Origin of the sequence: Amycolatopsis viridis (genome assembly GCF_011758765.1) — a bacterium.
Classification (GTDB): Bacteria; Actinomycetota; Actinomycetes; order Mycobacteriales; family Pseudonocardiaceae; genus Amycolatopsis_E; species Amycolatopsis_E viridis.
The window spans coordinates 3,520,898-3,538,612 of record NZ_JAANOU010000001.1 but is presented as its reverse complement, the minus strand read 5'-3'; the positions used below and the strand labels follow the sequence as shown (position 1 = coordinate 3,538,612).

Annotated in this window: 17 protein-coding genes; 9 read left to right on the top strand and 8 right to left on the bottom strand. The window is 72.4% G+C overall.

Translation table 11 applies throughout. The features are described from left to right. Positions 1–48: 48 nt before the first annotated feature. The 5 genes from FHX46_RS17590 to rox all read right to left on the bottom strand — a co-directional run bounded on the left by FHX46_RS17590 (position 49) and on the right by rox (position 5,422). Complete coding sequence (locus FHX46_RS17590; protein WP_167116098.1) at positions 49–1,191, bottom strand: acyl-CoA dehydrogenase family protein; 1,143 nt, start codon at positions 1,189–1,191, stop codon at positions 49–51. Further along, complete coding sequence (locus tag FHX46_RS17585) at positions 1,191–2,057, bottom strand: 3-hydroxybutyryl-CoA dehydrogenase (protein ID WP_167116095.1); 867 nt, start codon at positions 2,055–2,057, stop codon at positions 1,191–1,193. The genes FHX46_RS17590 and FHX46_RS17585 overlap by 1 nt, the downstream gene beginning before the upstream one ends. 46 nt (positions 2,058–2,103) lie before the next feature. Then, positions 2,104–3,375 carry a glycosyltransferase 87 family protein gene (locus FHX46_RS17580; protein ID WP_167116093.1) on the bottom strand — a complete coding sequence of 424 codons (1,272 nt, stop codon included), beginning with the start codon at positions 3,373–3,375 and terminating at the stop codon, positions 2,104–2,106. A 141-nt stretch (positions 3,376–3,516) separates the two neighbouring features. Next, positions 3,517–3,915: a nitroreductase family deazaflavin-dependent oxidoreductase gene (locus FHX46_RS17575; protein ID WP_167116090.1), complete on the bottom strand. Its 399-nt coding sequence runs from the start codon at positions 3,913–3,915 to the stop codon at positions 3,517–3,519. Between the two features lie 79 nt (positions 3,916–3,994). Further along, positions 3,995–5,422 (bottom strand): rifampin monooxygenase, encoded by a 1,428-nt coding sequence (gene rox, locus FHX46_RS17570; protein ID WP_167116087.1) that lies wholly within the window; start codon positions 5,420–5,422, stop codon positions 3,995–3,997. Between the two features lie 222 nt (positions 5,423–5,644). Here rox and FHX46_RS17565 point away from each other — a divergent pair, with 222 nt between their 5' ends. From FHX46_RS17565 to FHX46_RS17550, 4 genes are read left to right on the top strand one after another with little or no spacing between them, the layout of a single operon-like run. Continuing rightward, positions 5,645–6,799, top strand: a complete 1,155-nt coding sequence (locus tag FHX46_RS17565) for an acyl-CoA dehydrogenase family protein (protein ID WP_167116084.1) — start codon at positions 5,645–5,647, stop codon at positions 6,797–6,799. After that, the gene (locus FHX46_RS17560; protein ID WP_167116080.1) at positions 6,796–7,626 is read left to right on the top strand and encodes an enoyl-CoA hydratase family protein; all 831 of its coding nucleotides are present in this window, start codon (positions 6,796–6,798) and stop codon (positions 7,624–7,626) included. The genes FHX46_RS17565 and FHX46_RS17560 overlap by 4 nt, the downstream gene beginning before the upstream one ends. Then, on the top strand, positions 7,623–8,378 hold the full coding sequence (locus FHX46_RS17555) for an SDR family NAD(P)-dependent oxidoreductase (RefSeq protein ID WP_167116078.1): 756 nt from the start codon (positions 7,623–7,625) through the stop codon (positions 8,376–8,378). Before FHX46_RS17560 ends, FHX46_RS17555 begins: the two co-directional genes overlap by 4 nt. Next, on the top strand, positions 8,375–8,767 hold the full coding sequence (locus FHX46_RS17550; protein ID WP_167116075.1) for a RidA family protein: 393 nt from the start codon (positions 8,375–8,377) through the stop codon (positions 8,765–8,767). Before FHX46_RS17555 ends, FHX46_RS17550 begins: the two co-directional genes overlap by 4 nt. Before the next feature lie 6 nt (positions 8,768–8,773). On the opposite strand, the gene FHX46_RS17545 is transcribed toward FHX46_RS17550, so the two are convergent. Beyond that, positions 8,774–9,622 carry a PaaX family transcriptional regulator gene (locus tag FHX46_RS17545; RefSeq protein WP_167116072.1) on the bottom strand — a complete coding sequence of 283 codons (849 nt, stop codon included), beginning with the start codon at positions 9,620–9,622 and terminating at the stop codon, positions 8,774–8,776. 74 nt (positions 9,623–9,696) lie between these two features. Between FHX46_RS17545 and FHX46_RS17540 the strand changes: the two genes are divergently transcribed. The 5 genes from FHX46_RS17540 to FHX46_RS17520 all read left to right on the top strand — a co-directional run bounded on the left by FHX46_RS17540 (position 9,697) and on the right by FHX46_RS17520 (position 16,352). Further along, a complete protein-coding gene (locus FHX46_RS17540) occupies positions 9,697–11,340 on the top strand; it encodes an AMP-binding protein (protein ID WP_167116069.1) in 1,644 nt (547 codons plus the stop codon). A 7-nt stretch (positions 11,341–11,347) separates the two neighbouring features. Continuing rightward, entirely contained in the window at positions 11,348–13,717 is a 2,370-nt protein-coding gene (locus FHX46_RS17535) for a bifunctional salicylyl-CoA 5-hydroxylase/oxidoreductase (protein ID WP_167116065.1), read from the top strand. A 170-nt stretch (positions 13,718–13,887) separates the two neighbouring features. Further along, on the top strand, positions 13,888–14,505 hold the full coding sequence (locus tag FHX46_RS17530) for a helix-turn-helix transcriptional regulator (protein WP_167116062.1): 618 nt from the start codon (positions 13,888–13,890) through the stop codon (positions 14,503–14,505). A 62-nt stretch (positions 14,506–14,567) separates the two neighbouring features. Further along, positions 14,568–15,581 carry a C40 family peptidase gene (locus FHX46_RS17525; protein WP_167116059.1) on the top strand — a complete coding sequence of 338 codons (1,014 nt, stop codon included), beginning with the start codon at positions 14,568–14,570 and terminating at the stop codon, positions 15,579–15,581. Between the two features lie 24 nt (positions 15,582–15,605). Further along, positions 15,606–16,352 (top strand): response regulator transcription factor, encoded by a 747-nt coding sequence (locus tag FHX46_RS17520; protein WP_167116056.1) that lies wholly within the window; start codon positions 15,606–15,608, stop codon positions 16,350–16,352. A gap of 10 nt (positions 16,353–16,362) precedes the next feature. On the opposite strand, the gene FHX46_RS17515 is transcribed toward FHX46_RS17520, so the two are convergent. Together FHX46_RS17515 and FHX46_RS17510 are read right to left on the bottom strand one after the other, a co-directional pair. Beyond that, a complete protein-coding gene (locus tag FHX46_RS17515; RefSeq protein WP_167116053.1) occupies positions 16,363–17,013 on the bottom strand; it encodes an NADPH-dependent F420 reductase in 651 nt (216 codons plus the stop codon). A gap of 131 nt (positions 17,014–17,144) precedes the next feature. Further along, positions 17,145–17,531: an RNA polymerase sigma factor gene (locus tag FHX46_RS17510; protein ID WP_167116050.1), complete on the bottom strand. Its 387-nt coding sequence runs from the start codon at positions 17,529–17,531 to the stop codon at positions 17,145–17,147. Positions 17,532–17,715 lie beyond the last annotated feature (184 nt).

Sequence of the window (17,715 nt, the reverse complement as noted above, 5' to 3'; positions counted from 1 at the left end):
GGTGGGCGCGGCGCCCGCATCGGGCGCCGCGCCGCGTGGCCTGGGGTGTCAGCCGTTGAGCAGGGCGCGGGCCATGACCATGCGCTGGATCTGGTTGGTGCCCTCGTAGATCTGGGTGATCTTGGCGTCGCGCATCATGCGTTCCACCGGGAAGTCGCGGGTGTAGCCGGCGCCGCCGAACAGCTGCACCGCGTCGGTGGTCACCGACATCGCCACGTCGCTGGCGAAGGCCTTCGCCGCCGAGGCCATGAACCCCGCCCGCGCGTCACCCCGCTCCGACGCAGCAGCGGAGGCGTAGACCAGGTGCCGGGCCGCCTCGATCTTCGTGCCCATGTCGGCGAGCATGAACTGCACACCCTGGAACTGTCCGATCGCCGTGCCGAACTGCTTGCGCTCCTTCACATACGCCACCGCCGCGTCCAGCGCGCCCTGCGCGATACCCAGCGCCTGCGCCCCGATCGTCGGACGGGTGTGATCCAGCGTGCGCAACGCCGTCTTCAACCCCGTGCCCGGCTCACCGATGATCCGCTCCGCCGGGATCGTGCAGTTCTCGAAATAGATCTCCCGCGTCGGCGAGCCCTTGATCCCCAGCTTGCGCTCCTTCGGCCCCACCGAGAACCCCGGGTCGTCCTTGTGCACCACGAACGCCGAAATCCCGTTCGACTTCTTCGGCGCATCCGGATCGGTCACCGCCATCACCGTGTACCAGGTCGACTCCCCGGCATTGGTGATCCACGCCTTCGTGCCGTTGAGCACCCAGTGATCCCCGTCCAACCGCGCCCGGGTCCGCATCGACGCCGTGTCCGACCCCGCCTCCCGCTCCGACAACCCGTAGGACGCCGTCGCCCCCGCCGCGATCTCCGGCAGAACCAGCTTCTTCAACTCCTCCGACGCCGACAACAGGATCGGCTGCGTCCCCAGCTTGTTCACCGCCGGAATCAACGACGCCGACGCATCAACCCGCGCCACCTCCTCGATCACGATGCACGCCGCCACCGCGTCCGCACCCTGACCCTCGTACTCCTCCGGAATGTGCACCGCATTGAACCCCGCGGCGTTCAGCGCTTGCAGAGCTTCGTGCGGGAACCGCTCGTTTTCGTCCACTTCGGCCGCGTGCGGAGCGATCTCCTTCTCCGCCAGTGCGCGCACGGCGGCACGCAGCTCCTCGTGCTCCTCGGGCAGCTCGTACATCAGGCGTCCTTCCGGTAGTCGTAGAAGCCGCGGCCGGACTTGCGGCCGAGCAGGCCCGCGTCGACCATGCGCAGCAGCAGCGGCGGGGGAGCGTAGAGCGGTTCCTTGAACTCCGCGTACATGGACTCGGCGACCGCCTTCGTCGTGTCCAGCCCGATCAGGTCGGCCAGCCGCAGCGGGCCCATCGGGTGGGCGCAGCCGTGCACCATGCCGGCGTCGATGTCCGCGGCCCCGGCGAAGCCGGACTCCAGCATGCGGATCGCCGACAGCAGGTAGGGGATCAGCAGCGCGTTGACCACGAACCCGGCCCGGTCCGGCGCGTGCACCACCGTCTTGCCCAGGGTGGACGTCGCGAACTCCGCCGCCCGGTCGCGGGTCTGGTCCGAGGTCAGCAGCGACGGGATCAGCTCCACCAGCGGCAGCACCGGCACCGGGTTGAAGAAGTGGATGCCCACCACCTGCGCGGGCCGTCCGGTCGCCGCCGCCAGCTTCATGATCGGGATCGACGAGGTGTTGGACGCCAGGATCGCGTCCGGCCGCTCCACGACCTTGTCCAGCCGGCCGAACACGTCGGCCTTGACCTGCTCGTCCTCGGCCACCGCCTCGACCACCAGATCCCGGTCGGCGAACGCCGCCAGGTCCACGGTGTAGGACAGTCGCGCAGCTGCCGCCCCGGCATCGTCGGCGCCCAGCTTCCCGGCTCGCACCGCACGCTCCAGCGACGTGCCGATCCGCTCCCGGGCCGCGGTCAGCGCCGCTTCGCCGACCTCGGCGACCACCACGTCCAGCCCCGCCCGGGCACACACCTCGGCGATGCCCGAGCCCATCAGCCCGCCGCCGACCACGCCGACCTTCGAGATGTCCATGCCCCGCAGATTAGTAGGAAGTCCTACTTTTGTACTGCGATCCAGCTCACGCTTCCGGGCCGCCGTGCGGGTGCCGCTGCTGTCCGGCGAACGCCTCGACGGTGAGCTCGTCCCGGACGACCGCACTCGCGGCCGACTCGTGGGCGTCTCGGGGCCACGCGGCGAGCACCAGCGTGACGCCCGCGTAGACCGCGAACGGGCTGACGAGCAAGACCGGGTTGGCCACCGCGTCGATCGAGGGCGCCGCCGCGACCAGCGCACCCGCCAGAGCGAGCCGGATCATCAACCGGTCACCGGTGCGCAGACCGATGACCGCGTGAACCACGATCGCCGGCGTGAACCACACCCAGTGGTGCGACCACGAGATCGGCGATACCAGCAGGGCGGCGAACGCGTTGAGCACCACCGCCTGGGCCGGATGGCCGCGTGCGAGTGCCCGCCTCATCGCGAGCACCGCCACGGCGAACACGGCAAGGCAGGCCAGCAGCCACAGGGTGCTGTCCAGCCACGTCAGGCCGGTGCCCGGCCGCGCGATCGTTCCGCGCAGGGACTGGTTGCCCGGGATGCTGATGTCGCCGATGTGGTCGGTACGGAAGATCGCCGAGGTCCAGTAGGACATCGAGTCCCCCGGCCGGGCGAGGTACCCGGCGACCACCCCGGCCGTGAAGGTCAGCCCGGCCACGAGTGCCGCCCTGCGGTCCCGGTTGAGCAGGAAGAACAGCAGGAACGCCAACGGGGTCAGCTTGATCGCCGCGGCAATGCCGACCAGCAGGCCGCGCGGCCACCACGGCTGCCTGGCCAGGCAGTCGACCAGCACGAGAGTCATCAGCACCATGTTGATCTGGCCGTAACCGAGGGTGTAGCGCATGGGCTGGAGGAACAGCAGCGCCGGCGCGAACACGATCCCGGTCAGCAACCACGCATGCCGGCCGAGGCCGAGGGCCCGGAACACCATCAGCAGGCAGAGCGGGAGTGGCGCCACGATCAGCAGGGCGGTGAACAGCAGGCTCGCCACCGGGTAGGGCACCAGCGAGAGGGGGGTGAACGCCAGGCTCGCGAACGGCGTGTAGGTGAACCACAACTTGTCCACCAGGGGGTCGGCGTACAGGGGACCGTGGTTGAGCACGGTCCGCCCGGCCTCCTGGTAGACCGCGAGGTCCCCCTGGTTGCCCGGGTCGGTGGTCAGCACCTGCAGTACCGCGAGCACATCCACGGCGACGACCGCGCCCACCAGCACCCGCCTGGCGGCCACCAGCTCCGCGAGCAACCAGATCCCCCGTACCGAGGGACGCGCCCCTCGGACCCCAGCTTCGTTCACCACCGCAGGACGCCCGGCGGCGGTCACCGTTGCGCGCTAGTGATCATCCCCCCAAAAATCCCGCGGCACACAACGTCGGCACCCGCTCGCGCGTCTGTACTCCTCCGCGCCGGCGGGAACCCGGCAGGGGAATCGGCGCCGTCACTGCCCGGCGGGCCGCAGCGTCAACCGCAGGTAGTCCTCCAGCGGCCACCGCTGCGCAATTCGGTGGCGCAGGCCGGAGGTCTTCGCCAGCACCTCGTCCTTGCCGGCGAAGACCGGCTCGGCGACGGCGAACGTCTGCCCCTTCCACACGAGCGTGCCGCCGCCCGCCTGGAGGTTGCGGATCCAGTCGGTGCGGCGTCCCCACGGCAATCCGATGTAGACGGTGTCCGGTGTGGCGCCGACGATCGCGATCGGCGTCTGGTACGGCTTGCCCGACTTGCGGCCCCGGTGCCGTACCAGGGCCCACAGCGGCACCAGCCGGTGACCCGCGAACTTGGCGGCGACCTTGTTGAACGCTTTGGCGGCGGCCGGTGGCCGGCGGTTCTGAGTGGTCATGCCGCCAGTGTGCCAGATTTCCACGCATGTTGAAATGAACGCTGAGGTGACTCTCAGGCGGGTCCCGCCGCGAGCGCGGTCAGCCGGCCGCGCCGAACCACGCGGGCAGGTGGGCAAGCAGGTCCTGCTGCTCGTCGCCGGCCCACGCGACGTGGCCGTCCGGGCGCAGCAGCACGGCGGGCACATCCAGTTCGTCGCTGACGTCGACCACGTGGTCGACCCGGTCCGCCCAGCCCGCGACCGAGAGCCGGCCGGTCTGGTCGAGCAGCAGTCCGCGGCCGGTGTGCAGGTGCGCGTAGAGACGCCCCCGCCGCAATCCCACGTCCCGCATCCGCCGGCCGAGCAGGTCGTGACCCGCGCCGAAGTCGTAGCGCACCCCGATCGCGGTGATCTTCTCGAGCAGGAACCGGGTCACCTGATAGTTGTCCATCAGCTCGGACAGCAGCCGGCGCACCGCCCGGGGGCCGGGGGCGGGCGATTGCAGTTCCGACTGCGCGCGGGTGTGGTTGAGCACGTCGGCGGCCACCGGGTGCCGTTCGGTGTGGTAGCTGTCCAGCAGCCCGGCGGGCGCCCACCCGGCGGCCTCGGCGGCCAGTTTCCACCCGAGGTTGACCGCGTCCTGGATGCCCAGGTTGAGCCCCTGCCCGCTCAGCGGCGGGTGCACGTGCGCGGCGTCGCCGGCCAGCAGCACCCGGCCGGTCCGGTAGCGCTCGGCCAGCCGGGTGGCGTCGCCGAAGCGGGACAGCCAGCGCGGTGAATGCACGCCGAAGTCGGTGCCGGCGAACGCCCGCAGCTGCCGCGTGACCTCGTCGAGCGTCGGCGGGACCGTCCGGTCCCCGGCGACCTGTGCGGCCGGCGCGAGGACCCGGTGCACCCCGTCACCGGCCGGCGCGAGACCGAACCCGTGGTGGGTCTGGCGGACCCGCGCCACGACGGCCGCCAGTTCCGCCGGTGGTGTGGTCACCTCCATCTCGCCCAGCAGCCATTCCCGGGCGGCGGGTTCGCCCGGGAATCCGACACCGAGCAGTGTGCGCACCGTGCTGCGGCCACCGTCGCAGCCCACCAGGTACCGCGAGCGCAGCCGGGTGCCGTCCGCGAGCTCGGCGGTCACGCCGTGCTCGTCCTGGCTCAGCCCGGTGAGTTCGGCGCCGCGCCGGATCACGGCACCGAGCGCGGTGGCGTGCTCGGCCAGCAGGCGATCGGTGACGGTCTGCGGGATGCCCAGGATCCAGGGGTGCGCGGTGTCCAGCCCGCCGGCGGCGGGCTTGCCGATCCCGGCGAAGCGCAGACGGTCGAGCGGGTACTGCCGGCCGTGGGCGAGGAACCGCTCCAGCAGACCGCGCTGGTCCATCAGCTCGACGCTGCGCACGTGCAGACCGAGCGACCGCACCACCGTGGTCGGCTCCGCGTCCTTCTCCAGCACGACCACGCGCACGCCGTGCAGCCGCAATTCGGCGGCCAGCATCAAACCGGTCGGCCCGGCCCCGGCGACGATCACCTCGAACACGAAGGTCCCCCTGCACTGCGTTGACGTTGCCCGAAATCCGGCTCCGGCCGGGAGATTCTGCGGCACGGCCCGGGTCTTGCCGCAAGGCCCCGGTCTCGCGATACGGTGACAGTGGCAGGGAATCTTCCTGCTCCGCACCCCACCTTCCGCCCGGGCTGAGGCGTGCCGTCGGATCGTGTTGCGGATCCTTGACGGGCGTCACTGATGCGCTAGTCTCGGAGCATGTCCGGGGTGGCTGCGTTCCGACTGGGTGCCGAGCACCGGGAGTACCAGAACTGGGTGCGTGAGGTGGCCACCGGCAAACTCGCCGGGACCGGCTCCGGCCGGGTCGACCGGGAGCTCGTGCGGACCCTCGGCGAGCTCGGGCTGCTCCGCGGGCTGTTCGGCGGCCGGCCGGGCGAGGCCCCTTCCGATGCCGCGGCCGTCCAGTTGTGCCTGCTGCGCGAGACGATCGCCCAGATCAGCACCGAGGCGGAGACCGCGCTCGCCCTCCAGGGGCTGGGCAGTTACCCGATCCTGCAATCCGGCTCGGCCGAGCTGCGCGCGCGGTGGATCCCCGCGGTGATCTCCGGCGAGGCCGTCGCCGCGTTCGCGCTGACCGAGGCCGGCGCGGGGTCGGACGCGGCGAACCTCCAGCTGCGCGCCGAACGCGACGGCGACGGCTGGGTGCTGACCGGCGAGAAGCTGTGGATCTCCAACGCGCCGGGGGCCGACATCTACACCGTGTTCGCCCGCACCACGCCGGGCGCGGGTGCGCGCGGGGTCACCGCGTTCGCGGTGCCCGGGGACAGTGCCGGGCTCTCCGGTGAGCCGCTGGAAATGCTCTCACCGCACCCGATCGGGCGTCTGGAGTTCGACGGCGTGCGGGTCGGCGCCGGTGCGGTCCTGGGCGAGGTGGACCGCGGCTTCGCCGTCGCGATGCGCACGCTGGACCTGTTCCGGCCCAGCGTCGGCGCCTTCGCGGTGGGCATGGCCCAGGCGGCGCTCGACCTGACCGTCGCCCACGTCCGCGAGCGCCAGGTGTACGGGGCGCCACTGGCCGGCCAGCAGGCCGTGGCGCACCGCATCGCGGACCTGGCCACCGAGCTGGAAGCGGCCCGCCTGCTCGTCTACGCCGCGGCCGCCGCCTACGACGACGGCGCGGAGCCCGGAGCGCAACCGCGGCGGTCGGCCATGGCGAAGCTGTACGCCACCGAGGCCGCGCAGCAGATCATCGACGGGTGCGTGCAGCTGCACGGCGCCGCGGCACTGCGGCGCGGCCACCCGCTCGAGCACCTCTACCGGGACGTGCGGTCGCTGCGCATCTACGAAGGCGCCTCCGAGGTCCAGCGTTCCATCATCGCGCGCCACCTGATCGGCAGGGAGTACACCCGATGACCTACCGCTTCCACGCCTCCCCGCGGCTCACCGAGGACTGGCGGCACTTCCGGTTCGGCAAGGCCGACGGCGTCGCGACGGTCACGCTGGACCGGCCGGAGAAGCTCAACCCACTGACCTTCGAAAGCTATGCCGATCTCCGCGACCTGCTGGCCGAGCTGCCGCACCACCGGGACGTGCGGGTGCTGGTGATCCGTGGTGAGGGCAAGGGGTTCTGCGGCGGCGGCGACGTCGACGAGATCATCGGCGAGCTGATCAAGATGGAGCCGCGGGACCTGATGCGGTTCACCAAGATGACCGGCGCGGTGATCCGGGCGATGCGCGAATGCCCGATCCCGATCATCACCGCCGTGCACGGCATCGCCGCCGGTGCCGGCGCGGTGGTGGCCCTCGCCTCGGACTTCCGCGTGGTCGGGCACTCGGGCCGGTTCGCCTTCCTGTTCACCAAGGTGGGGCTGTCCGGCGGGGACATGGGCGCGGCCTACCTGCTGCCGCGCGTGGCCGGGCTCGGCCGGGCGACAGAGCTGCTGATGCTGGGCGACACGATCGACGCCGAGACCGCGGACAGATACGGCCTGGTGTCCCGGCTGGTCGCCGACGACGAGCTGGACACCGCGGTCGCCGAGCTCGCCCGCAGGCTCGCCGACGGGCCGACGCTGGCGCTGGCCCAGACGAAATCGCTGCTGACCGCCGAGCTGGACATGTCCATTTCGGCGTCGATGGAGCTGGACGCGATGACGCAGGCCCTGCTGATGACCACCCGCGACCACGCCGAGTTCCACGCGGCGTTCACCGAGCGCCGGGCGCCGCGGTGGGAGGGCCGGTGAGCGACGGGCGGGTCGCGCTGGTCACCGGTGCCGGCCGGGGCATCGGCCGCGCCATCGCCCGGCGGCTGAGCGCCGAGGGCTGCCGGGTGGCGCTGGTAGCGCGCAGCCGGGACCAGCTGGCGGAGACCGCGAGCGGCTGCGCCGCGGCGGTGAAGACGATCCCCGCGGACGTCACCGATCCGGACGCGGCCGAGCGCGTCCACACCGAGATCGAACGGGACTGGGGACCGGTGGAGGTGCTCGTGGCCAACGCGGGCGCGGGCCACTCGGCCCGCCTGGAGCGCACCACGGATGCCGACTGGCAGCGCATGCTGGACCTCAACCTGACCGCACCGTTCCGGTTCGTGCGGCGCGCGGTGCCGGCGATGCGGGCGGCCGGATGGGGACGGATCGTCGTCATGGCGTCCACCGCCGCGCGGATCGGCGAGCCGTACATCGCGGCCTACACCGCGAGCAAGCACGGCGTGCTGGGTCTGGTGCGCGCCGCGGCGGCGGAACTGGCCCGCACCGGCGTGACGGTCAACGCGGTGTGCCCCGGGTACGTGGACACGCCGATGACCGAGCAGACGATCGGCACCATCGTGGCCACGACCGGGCGCAGCCCCGACGAGGCCAGGGAGACGCTGGCCCGCAAGCAGCCCATCGGCCGGCTGATCAGCCCGGCGGAGGTGGCCGACGCGGTGTGGTTCTGCGTCGGGGCCGGTGCGGTCACCGGGCAGGCGATCCAGGTGGACGGAGGGACGGTGCAGTGAGCGTGCAACGGGTCGACCCGCCGGAACTGGCGCAGCCACGCGGGTTCTCGCACGCGGTGGTCGCCAGCGGGACGACGATCTTCCTGGCCGGGCAGACCGCGCTCGACGCCGGTGGGCGCATCGTCGGCGGCACCGTCGTCGAGCAGTTCGAGCGGGCGCTGTCGAACCTGTTCACCGCCCTGCGTGCCGCCGGTGGTGAACCGGATCGGCTGGTGAGCCTCACCGTGTACGCCACGGACCTCGCCGACTACCGCGCGCACGCCCGGGAGATCGGAGCGGTGTGGCGGCGCCTGGCCGGCCGGGACTACCCGGCGATGGCGGCCGTCGGGGTGTCCCGGCTGTGGGATGCCGAGGCGCTGGTGGAGGTGCAGGGCTTCGCCGTGGTCTGACCCGGGTCAGGCGCTGACGGCCTCCGCGCGCAGCGACTCGACGTAGTCGTGGGCCGGACCGGCCAGCCTGCGGCGCAGGTCGAAGAACACCTCCGCCGCGCGCAGGCCGATCCAGTGCGGCGGCAGCACTTCCAGGGGCAGCCCGGGCTCCAGGTAGGGCAGGCGGCGCCAGTCGGTAAGGGCGGTGACGTAGTCGGCGAAGGCGCGGGCGCCGTCGATGCGGCGCCGCCGCCGGTAGCCGCTCAGCACCGGAGCGTGGCGGGTGAGGAACGCGTCGTAGAGCTCGTGCAGGCGGTCCAGGTCCCACCAGGTGCGCACGCGCTCCGCGGTCGCAGCGAACCCGGCGTGATCGGACCGGAACAGATCGACGTAGGTCTCGAGTCCGTGCCGTGCCAGGGTTTCCCGCGTCTCGTCGAGCAGGTGCGCCGGGGCGATCCACACGCCGGCGGAGACGGTGCCGAACCCGAGCCAGGACAGCCGGGAGCGCAACTGGTGGCGTTTGTCGCGTTCGGACTCGGGCACGCTGAACACCACGATCAGCCAGCCCTCGCCGGTGGTGGCGCGGCGGCGCTGGAAGATGCGGCGGTCGCCCTCGTCGAGGATTTCCCGTGCCGTGCCGGAGAGTGCGTACCCGGCGACCCCGCCGGCCTTGGCCGCGGTGAGCAGGCCCCGGCGCTTGAGCCGGAAGATCGACGAGCGCACGGAGGGCTCGTCCACGCCGCACTGGGCGAGCATCTGGATCAGGGAGGCGACGCTCATCCAGCCGCCGGTCTCCCGGGCGTAGAGGCCGTAGACGGTGACGATCAGCGCGCGTGGTTTCGGTGCGCGCCCGGAGTCCTCGGGAACGGTGGGCACGCGGGCCAGCTTATCGGGCCCGGCTTCTTCTGACGATTGCTTGACTGTCGTCACGAAGAGAGAATACTTGCCCTATGACGACCGTCGGTCCGGGCCTCAGCCCCTCCGCGCACGTCGACACGTTCTGCCGGGACCACCTCCCGCCGGTGGAGTCCTGGCCGGAATTCCTCACCGAGCTCCCCGGGCTGCGCTACCCGCAGCGGCTCAACTGCGGCGTGGAACTGCTCGACGCGGTGATCGCCGAACGCGGGCCGGACCGGCGGTGCCTGCTCACCCCGGACGGCCGGGCCTGGACCTACGGGGATCTGCGCGACCAGGTCGACCGCACCGCGCGGGTGCTCACCGAGCAGCTCGGCGTGGTGCCCGGCCAGCGGGTGCTGCTGCGCGGCCCCAACACGCCGGCGCTGGCCGCGTGCTGGCTCGCCGTGATGAAGGCCGGCGCGGTCGCCGTGCCCACCATGCCGCTGCTGCGGTCGGCGGAACTCACCACGATCGCCGAGATCAGCAAGGTCGGCCTCGCCCTGTGCGACGCGCGGTTCGCCGGCGAGCTGCGCGCGGCCGACCTGCGCGGCGCGCCGGTGGTCACCTACGGCTCCCCGGCACCGGACGACCTGGACGCGCGAACCCGCGCCGTGCCGGCCGGGTTCACCGCCGTCGACACCGCGGCCGACGACGTCGCCCTGCTGGCCTTCACCTCGGGCACCACCGGGCGGCCGAAGGCGACCATGCACTTCCACCGCGACATCCTCGCGATCGCCGATACCTTCTCCCGTCACGTCCTCAAGCCCCGCGCGGACGACCTGTTCACCGGGACACCGCCGCTGGCCTTCACCTTCGGCCTCGGCGGGCTGCTGGTCTTCCCGTTGCGTGCCGGGGCGGCCACCCTCCTGATCGAGAAGGCGTCCCCGGACCAGCTCGCCGACGCGATCGAGACCCACGGGGTCACGGTGTGCTTCACCGCCCCGACCGCGTACCGGTCCATGCTGCGCTCGGGCCGGGGCGCCGCGCTGGGTCGGCTGCGGCGCGCGGTGTCGGCGGGGGAGCACCTGCCGGCGGCGACCTGGCGTGCCGTGCACGACGCGACCGGACTGGCGCTCATCGACGGCATCGGCTCCACCGAAATGCTGCACATCTTCGTCTCCGCCGCCGACGACGACATCCGGCCGGGCGCCACCGGGCGGGCCGTGCCCGGCTACCGGGCCGCGATCCTCGACGAGCACGGCGAACCGCTGCCGCCCGGCACACCGGGGCGGCTGGCGGTCAAGGGCCCGACCGGTTGCCGGTACCTCGCCGACGACCGGCAGGCGGTGTACGTGCAGAACGGCTGGAACATCACCGGCGACACGTTCGTCGCCGACTCCGACGGCTACTTCCACTACCTCGCCCGCAACGACGACATGATCGTCTCGGCCGGCTACAACATCGCCGGCCCGGAGGTCGAGGAGGCGCTGCTCGCGCACGACGCCGTGCAGGAGTGCGGCGTGGTCGGTGTGCCCGACACCGAGCGCGGGCAGATCGTCAAGGCGTTCGTGGTGCTGCAGCCGGACGTCGCGGGGGACGCGGACCTGGTGGCCGAGCTGCAGCGGTTCGTCAAGCAGCGGATCGCGCCCTACAAGTACCCGCGCGCGATCGAGTTCGTGGACGGCCTGCCGCGCAGCGCCACCGGGAAGCTCCAGCGGTTCAAGCTGCGGCAGCGCGCGCACACCGAGGCCGGGTGAGGGCGGGATGCGGATCGCGGTCATCGGTGGTGGCCCGGGCGGCCTGTACTTCGCCGCGCTGGCGAAACAGCTGAGCCCCGGCGACGAGATCGACGTGTGGGAACGCAACGCCGCCGACGACACCTTCGGGTTCGGTGTGGTGTTCTCCGACGAGACGCTCGGCGGCATCGAACACGCCGACGAAACGATCTACCGGCAGATGGAGCGCGAGTTCGCCCGCTGGGACGACATCGACGTGCACTACCGCGGCCAGGTCCTGACCAGTGGGGGGCACGGGTTCGCCGCCATGAGCCGGAAACGGCTGCTGCAGATCCTGCAGCAGCGGTGCGCCGAACTCGGCGTGCGGCTGCACTTCCGCACGCTCGCCCCCGATCCCGGCCGGCTCGCCGCCGCCTACGACCTCGTCGTCGCGGCTGACGGGTTGAACTCCGCGGTGCGGGCCCGCCACGCGGAGGTCTTCCGCCCCGCACTGGAAACCCGCCGCTGCGCCTACATGTGGCTGGGCACCGACAAGGTGTTCGACGCCTTCAAGTTCTACGTCCTCGACACGCCCCACGGGGTCATGCAGATCCACGGCTACCCCTTCGACGCCTCCGGCAGCACCTTCATCGTCGAGATGGCGGACGAGGTGTGGCAGCGGGCGGGGTTCGACAGCTTCGCCGACCGCGGGTTCGCCCCCGGCGAGTCCGACGAGAAGTCGATCGCGCTGGTGCGGGAGCTCGTCGCCGACGTGCTCGGCGACGCGCAGCTGCTGGCGAACAACTCCCGGTGGATCCACTTCACCACGGTGCGCAACCAGCGGTGGCGCCACGGCAACATCATCCTGCTCGGCGACGCCGCGCACACCGCGCACTTCTCCATCGGGTCCGGCACCAAACTCGCCATGGAGGACGCCCTCGCGCTCGCGGCGGCCCTGCACGAGCAACTGGACGTGCCCGGCGCGCTCGCCGCCTACGAAGCCGAGCGCCGGCCGGTGGTGGAGTCGACCCAGCGTGCCGCGCAGGCCAGCCTGGAGTGGTTCGAGAACCTGGGGCAGTACGTGCACCAGGACCCGGTGCAGTTCGGGTTCAACATCATGACCCGCAGCCGCCGCGTCACCTACGACAACCTGCGGGTGCGCGACCCCGAGTTCGTCGAGCGGGTCGACGGGTGGTTCGCCCGGCACGAGCAGCGGCGCGGTCACGGCGACGGCAGCGTGCGGCCGCCGATGTTCCAGCCGCTGCGGTTGCGCGGGCTGGAACTGAAGAACCGCGTCGTGGTGTCGCCGATGGACATGTACCGGGCGGTGGACGGCATGCCCGCCGACTTCCACCTGGTCCACCTCGGCGGCAAGGCCCTGGGCGGCGCCGGGCTGGTGATGACCGAGATGGTGTGCGTGTCCGGCACCGGCCGCATCACGCCCGGCTGCACCGGGATCTACACCGACGAGCAGGCGCGCGCGTGGCGGCGGATCACCGACTTCGTGCACACCGAGAGCACCGCGAAGATCGGTATCCAGATCGGGCACTCGGGCCGCAAGGGCTCCACCCGGCTGATGTGGGAGGGGATCGACCAGCCGCTGCCGTCGGGCAACTGGCCGGTCGTCGCTCCCTCACCGCTGCCGTACCGGCCCGGGGTGAACCAGGTGCCGCGGGAGCTGACCGTGGCGGACCTGCGCGAGATCCGGGAGCAGTTCACCGCGGCCGCGGCACGCGCCGCGGACGCCGGGTTCGACCTGCTCGAACTGCACTGCGCGCACGGGTACCTGCTGTCGTCGTTCATCTCGCCGCTGACCAACCACCGCACCGATCACTACGGCGGTGACCTGGCGGCGCGGCTGCGGTACCCGCTGGAGGTGTTCCGCGCGGTGCGGGAGGTGTGGCCGGCGGAGCGGCCGATGAGCGTGCGGATCTCGGCCACGGACTGGTGCGAGAACGGCATCACCGCCGACGACGCCGTGGAGATCGCCACCGCCTTCGCCGACGCCGGAGTCGACGTGGTGGACGTGTCGACGGGGCAGGTGCATCCCGATGAGAAACCCGCGTTCGGCCGGTCGTACCAGACGCCGTTCGCCGACCGGATCCGCAACCGGACCGGCATCGCGACGATGGCGGTCGGCGCGATCTCGTCCTACGACGACGTGAACTCGATCCTGCTGGCCGGCCGCGCGGACCTGTGCCTGCTCGGCCGCGCCCACCTCTACGACCCGAACTGGACCCTGCACGCGGCCGCGGAGCAGGAGTACGCGGGCCCCGGCGCCGACTGGCCGGTGCCGTGGCGCGCGGGATCGCGGCGCCCGCAGACCGGCCGCACCGAAGGCCCGAAGCCGCGCCTGGAGCTGATCCGGCACGGCACACCGGGCACGGCGCACCGCCGGTGGCGGCCTGGGCAGCAGTAAGGGCGGGACCGCTCCGGTTGCCGCGCGCGGCTTCTCGCCGGGAGCGACCACGGCCGCGGCGGCGAACCGGTTGGTGCTACTGACAGTGTCACCGCGGTTCACCCGCTCGGTTCCTGGAAGATCAACTACTGTCGGGGCATTCGTCCGGTTCGACGCACAGGAGTTGATGAATGCCCGCGGCTGCCCTCGTCGCGATGTACGTCGGGGAGGACCCGGGCCACCTTGAGGCATTGCGGTCCCTCGCACCGGCACAGCCGGCGCCGCGGTGGGAGATCGCGGACCCGAGCCCGGCGGGGATCCGAGCGGTGCGACGGTCCGATCCGGACATCGTGGTCGTCGACGGTTCGGCGGACGCCCCGATGCGCGTGTGCCGTCAGGTCCGCGCGGCGGCCTCGTCGGCCGTCGTGTTCGTGCTGGCTTCCGGCGCGGCGGCGGTGCACGATCTCGCCGCCACCGACCTGGACGGGATCGCCGACGGGGTGATCAGCAGTTCCCTGTTCGCCCGGGAGCTGCCGGGAAACATCTTCGGCGCCCTGTCCGAGGTGGCCGCGGTGACGCGCCCACCGGCCGGGCAGCCGGGCGGCCCGCGAGCCGGCCTGAGTGGGCAGGAGATCGCGGTCCTCGAGCGCGCCGCACGGGGGATGACGGCGGACGACAGCGCCCCGGAACTCGGTCTCACCCCCAGCGCCGTGCGGTCCGCGTTGCGCTCGGCGAAGACGAAGCTGCGGGCGTCCTCCCGGGCCCAGGCGGTGGCTCTCGCGATCAGGGCGGGACTTTTCGCGCCCTGATCCGGGTACTCGCGTCAGGTTCGGCCAGACCGGCCGGTCTCTACGGTGTGGCCAGGTGGACGGTGACGGGATTGGCGTGGGTGGTGGCGGTCGTGTTCGCCGTGCCCGCCGTGGCAGCCCCGCGCGACGACCCCGACCCGTACCTGGCGCTGCACCGGGAAGCGGAGCGCGCTTACCAGGACCTCGGGCGAGCCCGCGACGAACTCGGTGCGCTCCAGGACGAGACCGGCGCGAGGGAGGCCGAACTCGACGCTGCCGAGCGGGCGGAATCGGCTGCCCGGAGCGGCACCGAATCGGCCCGGGCTGCCTTGCCCGCCGCGCAATCGGCCGCGCTCCAGGCACGCCGGCGCGTCACGGACTTCTACTCCGGCGTCACCGCGGAGTTCCGGCGTGGCCGGGAGTTCGCGGTGCTGGACAGCGGCCGGCCGCGGGAGTATCACGCCGCGTTGCCCCTGCTCGACTTCCTCGCCGACGACCAGCTCGGCCAGGTGCGCTCGGCCGATGACGCCGTCCGCCGGGCCGAGTCCGCCGTGACCGGGTCCGCGGACACCGTGGCGCGGGCCGGGATCACGCGCGCCGAGGCGGCCGCCGCGCTCGAGTCCGCCCGGGCGCGACGGGATGCCGCGGCTCGCGTGCTCCAGGACGCCCAGAGCCGGGTGGCGAGCGTGGAGGCCCGGCTGGTCACCCGGGCGCCCCGGCCACCCGATTCCGGACTCCCCGCCGGTGACGCCGGGAACGTCGTGCGGTTCGCGTTGGCACAACTCGGAAAACCCTACGTGTGGGGAGCCGAAGGGCCCGGCGCCTACGACTGCTCGGGGCTCGTGCTGGCCGCCTACCGGGCGATCGGCGCGAGTGTGCCGAGGACGAGCGCGCAGCAGGCCACCGCCGGCGTGCCCGTGCCACGCGACCAGGTGCGCCCCGGTGACCTGATCTTCTACTACCAGCCCGTCAGCCACGTCGCCCTGGCGATCGACAACTCGCGTGCGGTGCACGCGTCCCGTCCGGGTGAGCCGGTCGGGATCGCGGGGATCGAAGCGATCGGCCCGGTCACCGCGATCCGGCGGGTCCTGAGCTGAAAAGCCCGAGAAGAAGGAGTAATCGTGTCCACGATCACCGCCCGCCGGTTGTCCGTCCCCGCCGTCCACCCCGGGCCCGCGATCCGGGTCGCGGTGGCCGATTCGCTCCCGCTCCTGCGCGAGGGGCTGTTCGCGCTGGTCCAGCGCAGCCCGGTGATGCGCTGGGCCGGCCACGCCACCACGGGGCCGGAGCTGGTTCGCCTGGTCGGGCGCGCGCAGCCCGACGTCGTCCTGCTCGGCGCCGGTGTGAACCGTGAGCCGCAGCTCGCCGCCGTGGTGGCCGCCGGCCGGAGCACACCCGCGGTGGTCGTCCTGGTGGAGCCCGGCCAGGTGAACCGCGCCTACCTGGGTGAGGCGCTGCGCGCCGGTGCGCGCGGGGTGGTCGCGCGCGATGCGGACCCGTTGCGCATCGCCGAGGCCATCTCCACCGCCCGCCGGCAGATCCACATCGACGGGCAGCTCAGAAGCGTGCTCCTGCCCCGGGAAGCGCCGGGTGAGCTGCCCGGGCCGCTCCCGGTTCCGCGGCGGCCCGCGCTGACCGGGCGCGAGTACGAGGTGCTGCATCTCCTCGCGGAAGGCCTGAGCACCACGCAGATCGCCGCCGGGCTGCTGCTGTCCGTGGAGACGATCCGCACCCACGTGCGGGGTGTGCTGCGCAAACTCGGCGCGCGGGACCGCACCCACGCGGTCGCCCTGGCGTTCCGCAGCGGCTTGCTGGTGGCGCCCGAGCAGCCCACCGGGGAGGGGCGGACGGCGCTGACGCCGGCGTGATGGACCGGGGTCAGGCGTGCAGGATCCCGAGGTTGAAGTTGGTGTGGCCGAGGGACCTGCTCAGCCGCTGCCGTAACGGGAACAGCATCTCCATCGACCGCGCGCCGGTGATGTCACCGAGGTCGACGATCGCGTGCGGGGACCAGCCGAACTCACGCAGCAGGCCGGTCACCATCGTCTTGGCCTGTCTGCTGTCGCCGGCGATGAACGCAACGTGGTCGCCGGGCACCCGCTTCGGGTTGACCATCACCGACGGGCTCACCGTGTTGAGTGCCTTGACCACTCTGGTCTGGGTGAACGTCGCCTGGATGTCCTCGCCCAGGCTCCGGTCACCGGTTCGGAGCCGGGGCGGGTCCGCGGCCGGGTCGCCGACCGGGTTGGCGACGTCGACCAGCACCTTGCCGGCGAGTGCCGCCGCACCGGCCGCGTGCAGCGCGTCCAAAGTGGCCGTTCCCGGGGTGGCGTTGACCACGATCGACGCGGACCGCGCCGCCTCCGCGTAGGTCCCGGCGCGGGCCAGCTCACCCGCGCCCCGGAGCCACCGGGTGATGTGCGGCCGGCCGGGATCGCGGGTACCGATCACGACCCGGTGCCGGAGGTCGACCAGGCGCGCGGCCAGCGTGCGTCCGACGATCCCGCTGCCCAGTACCGAAATCCGCACGCGATGGTCCTTTCCAGACTGTCGGCATCGGATGCGCGACAGACGATCGCGCCCCGTCCCCCGGTATACCTTGGCGGGACGTTCCGGGCAATACGGATGCCGGACGAAGCGGGTGCGGAAGATCAGGTGCATCACCGGTCACGGGAACCGTGCTGCTCGTACTGCCGCCGCAAGGCCGTGCGCGCCCGCCACAGCAGCGAGCACGCCGCGGCGGGCGCGATGCCGAGTTCGGCGGCCACGTCCTGCGGGCGGTGACCGAGGACCTCGACCATCCAGAGGACCCGCCGCCAGCGGGCCGGCAGGGCGGCGAACGCCGTCAGCATGGTCCGGGGCGGTGCGTCGGCGGCCTGGTCCTGCCCGCCGGGGGAGCACCGGGTGACCGAGCGGGCGTACCTCGGCGCGGCGACCCGGTGCCAGCGGACCAGGATCGCGTACGCCTCCCGGTCACCGCCGCAGGCCGCGTCCAGCAGTTCGTCGTCCGGCATGCCGGCGAGCTCACGTGTCGCGGTGTCACCCATCGGTCCTCCCTCTGCGCACTTCCCGTGATGCAACTACACCAGGGGCACACCGATAGGGTGAACTGGCGCTACTGAGCGGCGACTGTTCCCGTCCTGCTCAGCCGAACGGGCGGTTAACGGGTGTTACGGATAACGGTGGTCCGGGTCAGCTCGATACCACGCACTCACTGGGCGCCCATCGTCA

Bases quoted from the DNA above. Each gene is read 5' to 3' on its own strand.
- FHX46_RS17585 (WP_167116095.1), bottom strand. From the start codon at position 2,057: ATGGACATCTCGAAGGTCGGCGTGGTCGGCGGCGGGCTGATGGGCTCG.
- FHX46_RS17540 (WP_167116069.1), top strand. From the start codon at position 9,697: ATGACGACCGTCGGTCCGGGCCTCAGCCCCTCCGCGCACGTCGACACG.
- FHX46_RS17530 (WP_167116062.1), top strand. From the start codon at position 13,888: ATGCCCGCGGCTGCCCTCGTCGCGATGTACGTCGGGGAGGACCCGGGC.
- FHX46_RS17565 (WP_167116084.1), top strand. From the start codon at position 5,645: ATGTCCGGGGTGGCTGCGTTCCGACTGGGTGCCGAGCACCGGGAGTAC.
- FHX46_RS17560 (WP_167116080.1), top strand. From the start codon at position 6,796: ATGACCTACCGCTTCCACGCCTCCCCGCGGCTCACCGAGGACTGGCGG.
- FHX46_RS17590 (WP_167116098.1), bottom strand. From the start codon at position 1,191: ATGTACGAGCTGCCCGAGGAGCACGAGGAGCTGCGTGCCGCCGTGCGC.
- FHX46_RS17575 (WP_167116090.1), bottom strand. From the start codon at position 3,915: ATGACCACTCAGAACCGCCGGCCACCGGCCGCCGCCAAAGCGTTCAAC.
- FHX46_RS17535 (WP_167116065.1), top strand. From the start codon at position 11,348: ATGCGGATCGCGGTCATCGGTGGTGGCCCGGGCGGCCTGTACTTCGCC.
- FHX46_RS17510 (WP_167116050.1), bottom strand. From the start codon at position 17,531: ATGGGTGACACCGCGACACGTGAGCTCGCCGGCATGCCGGACGACGAA.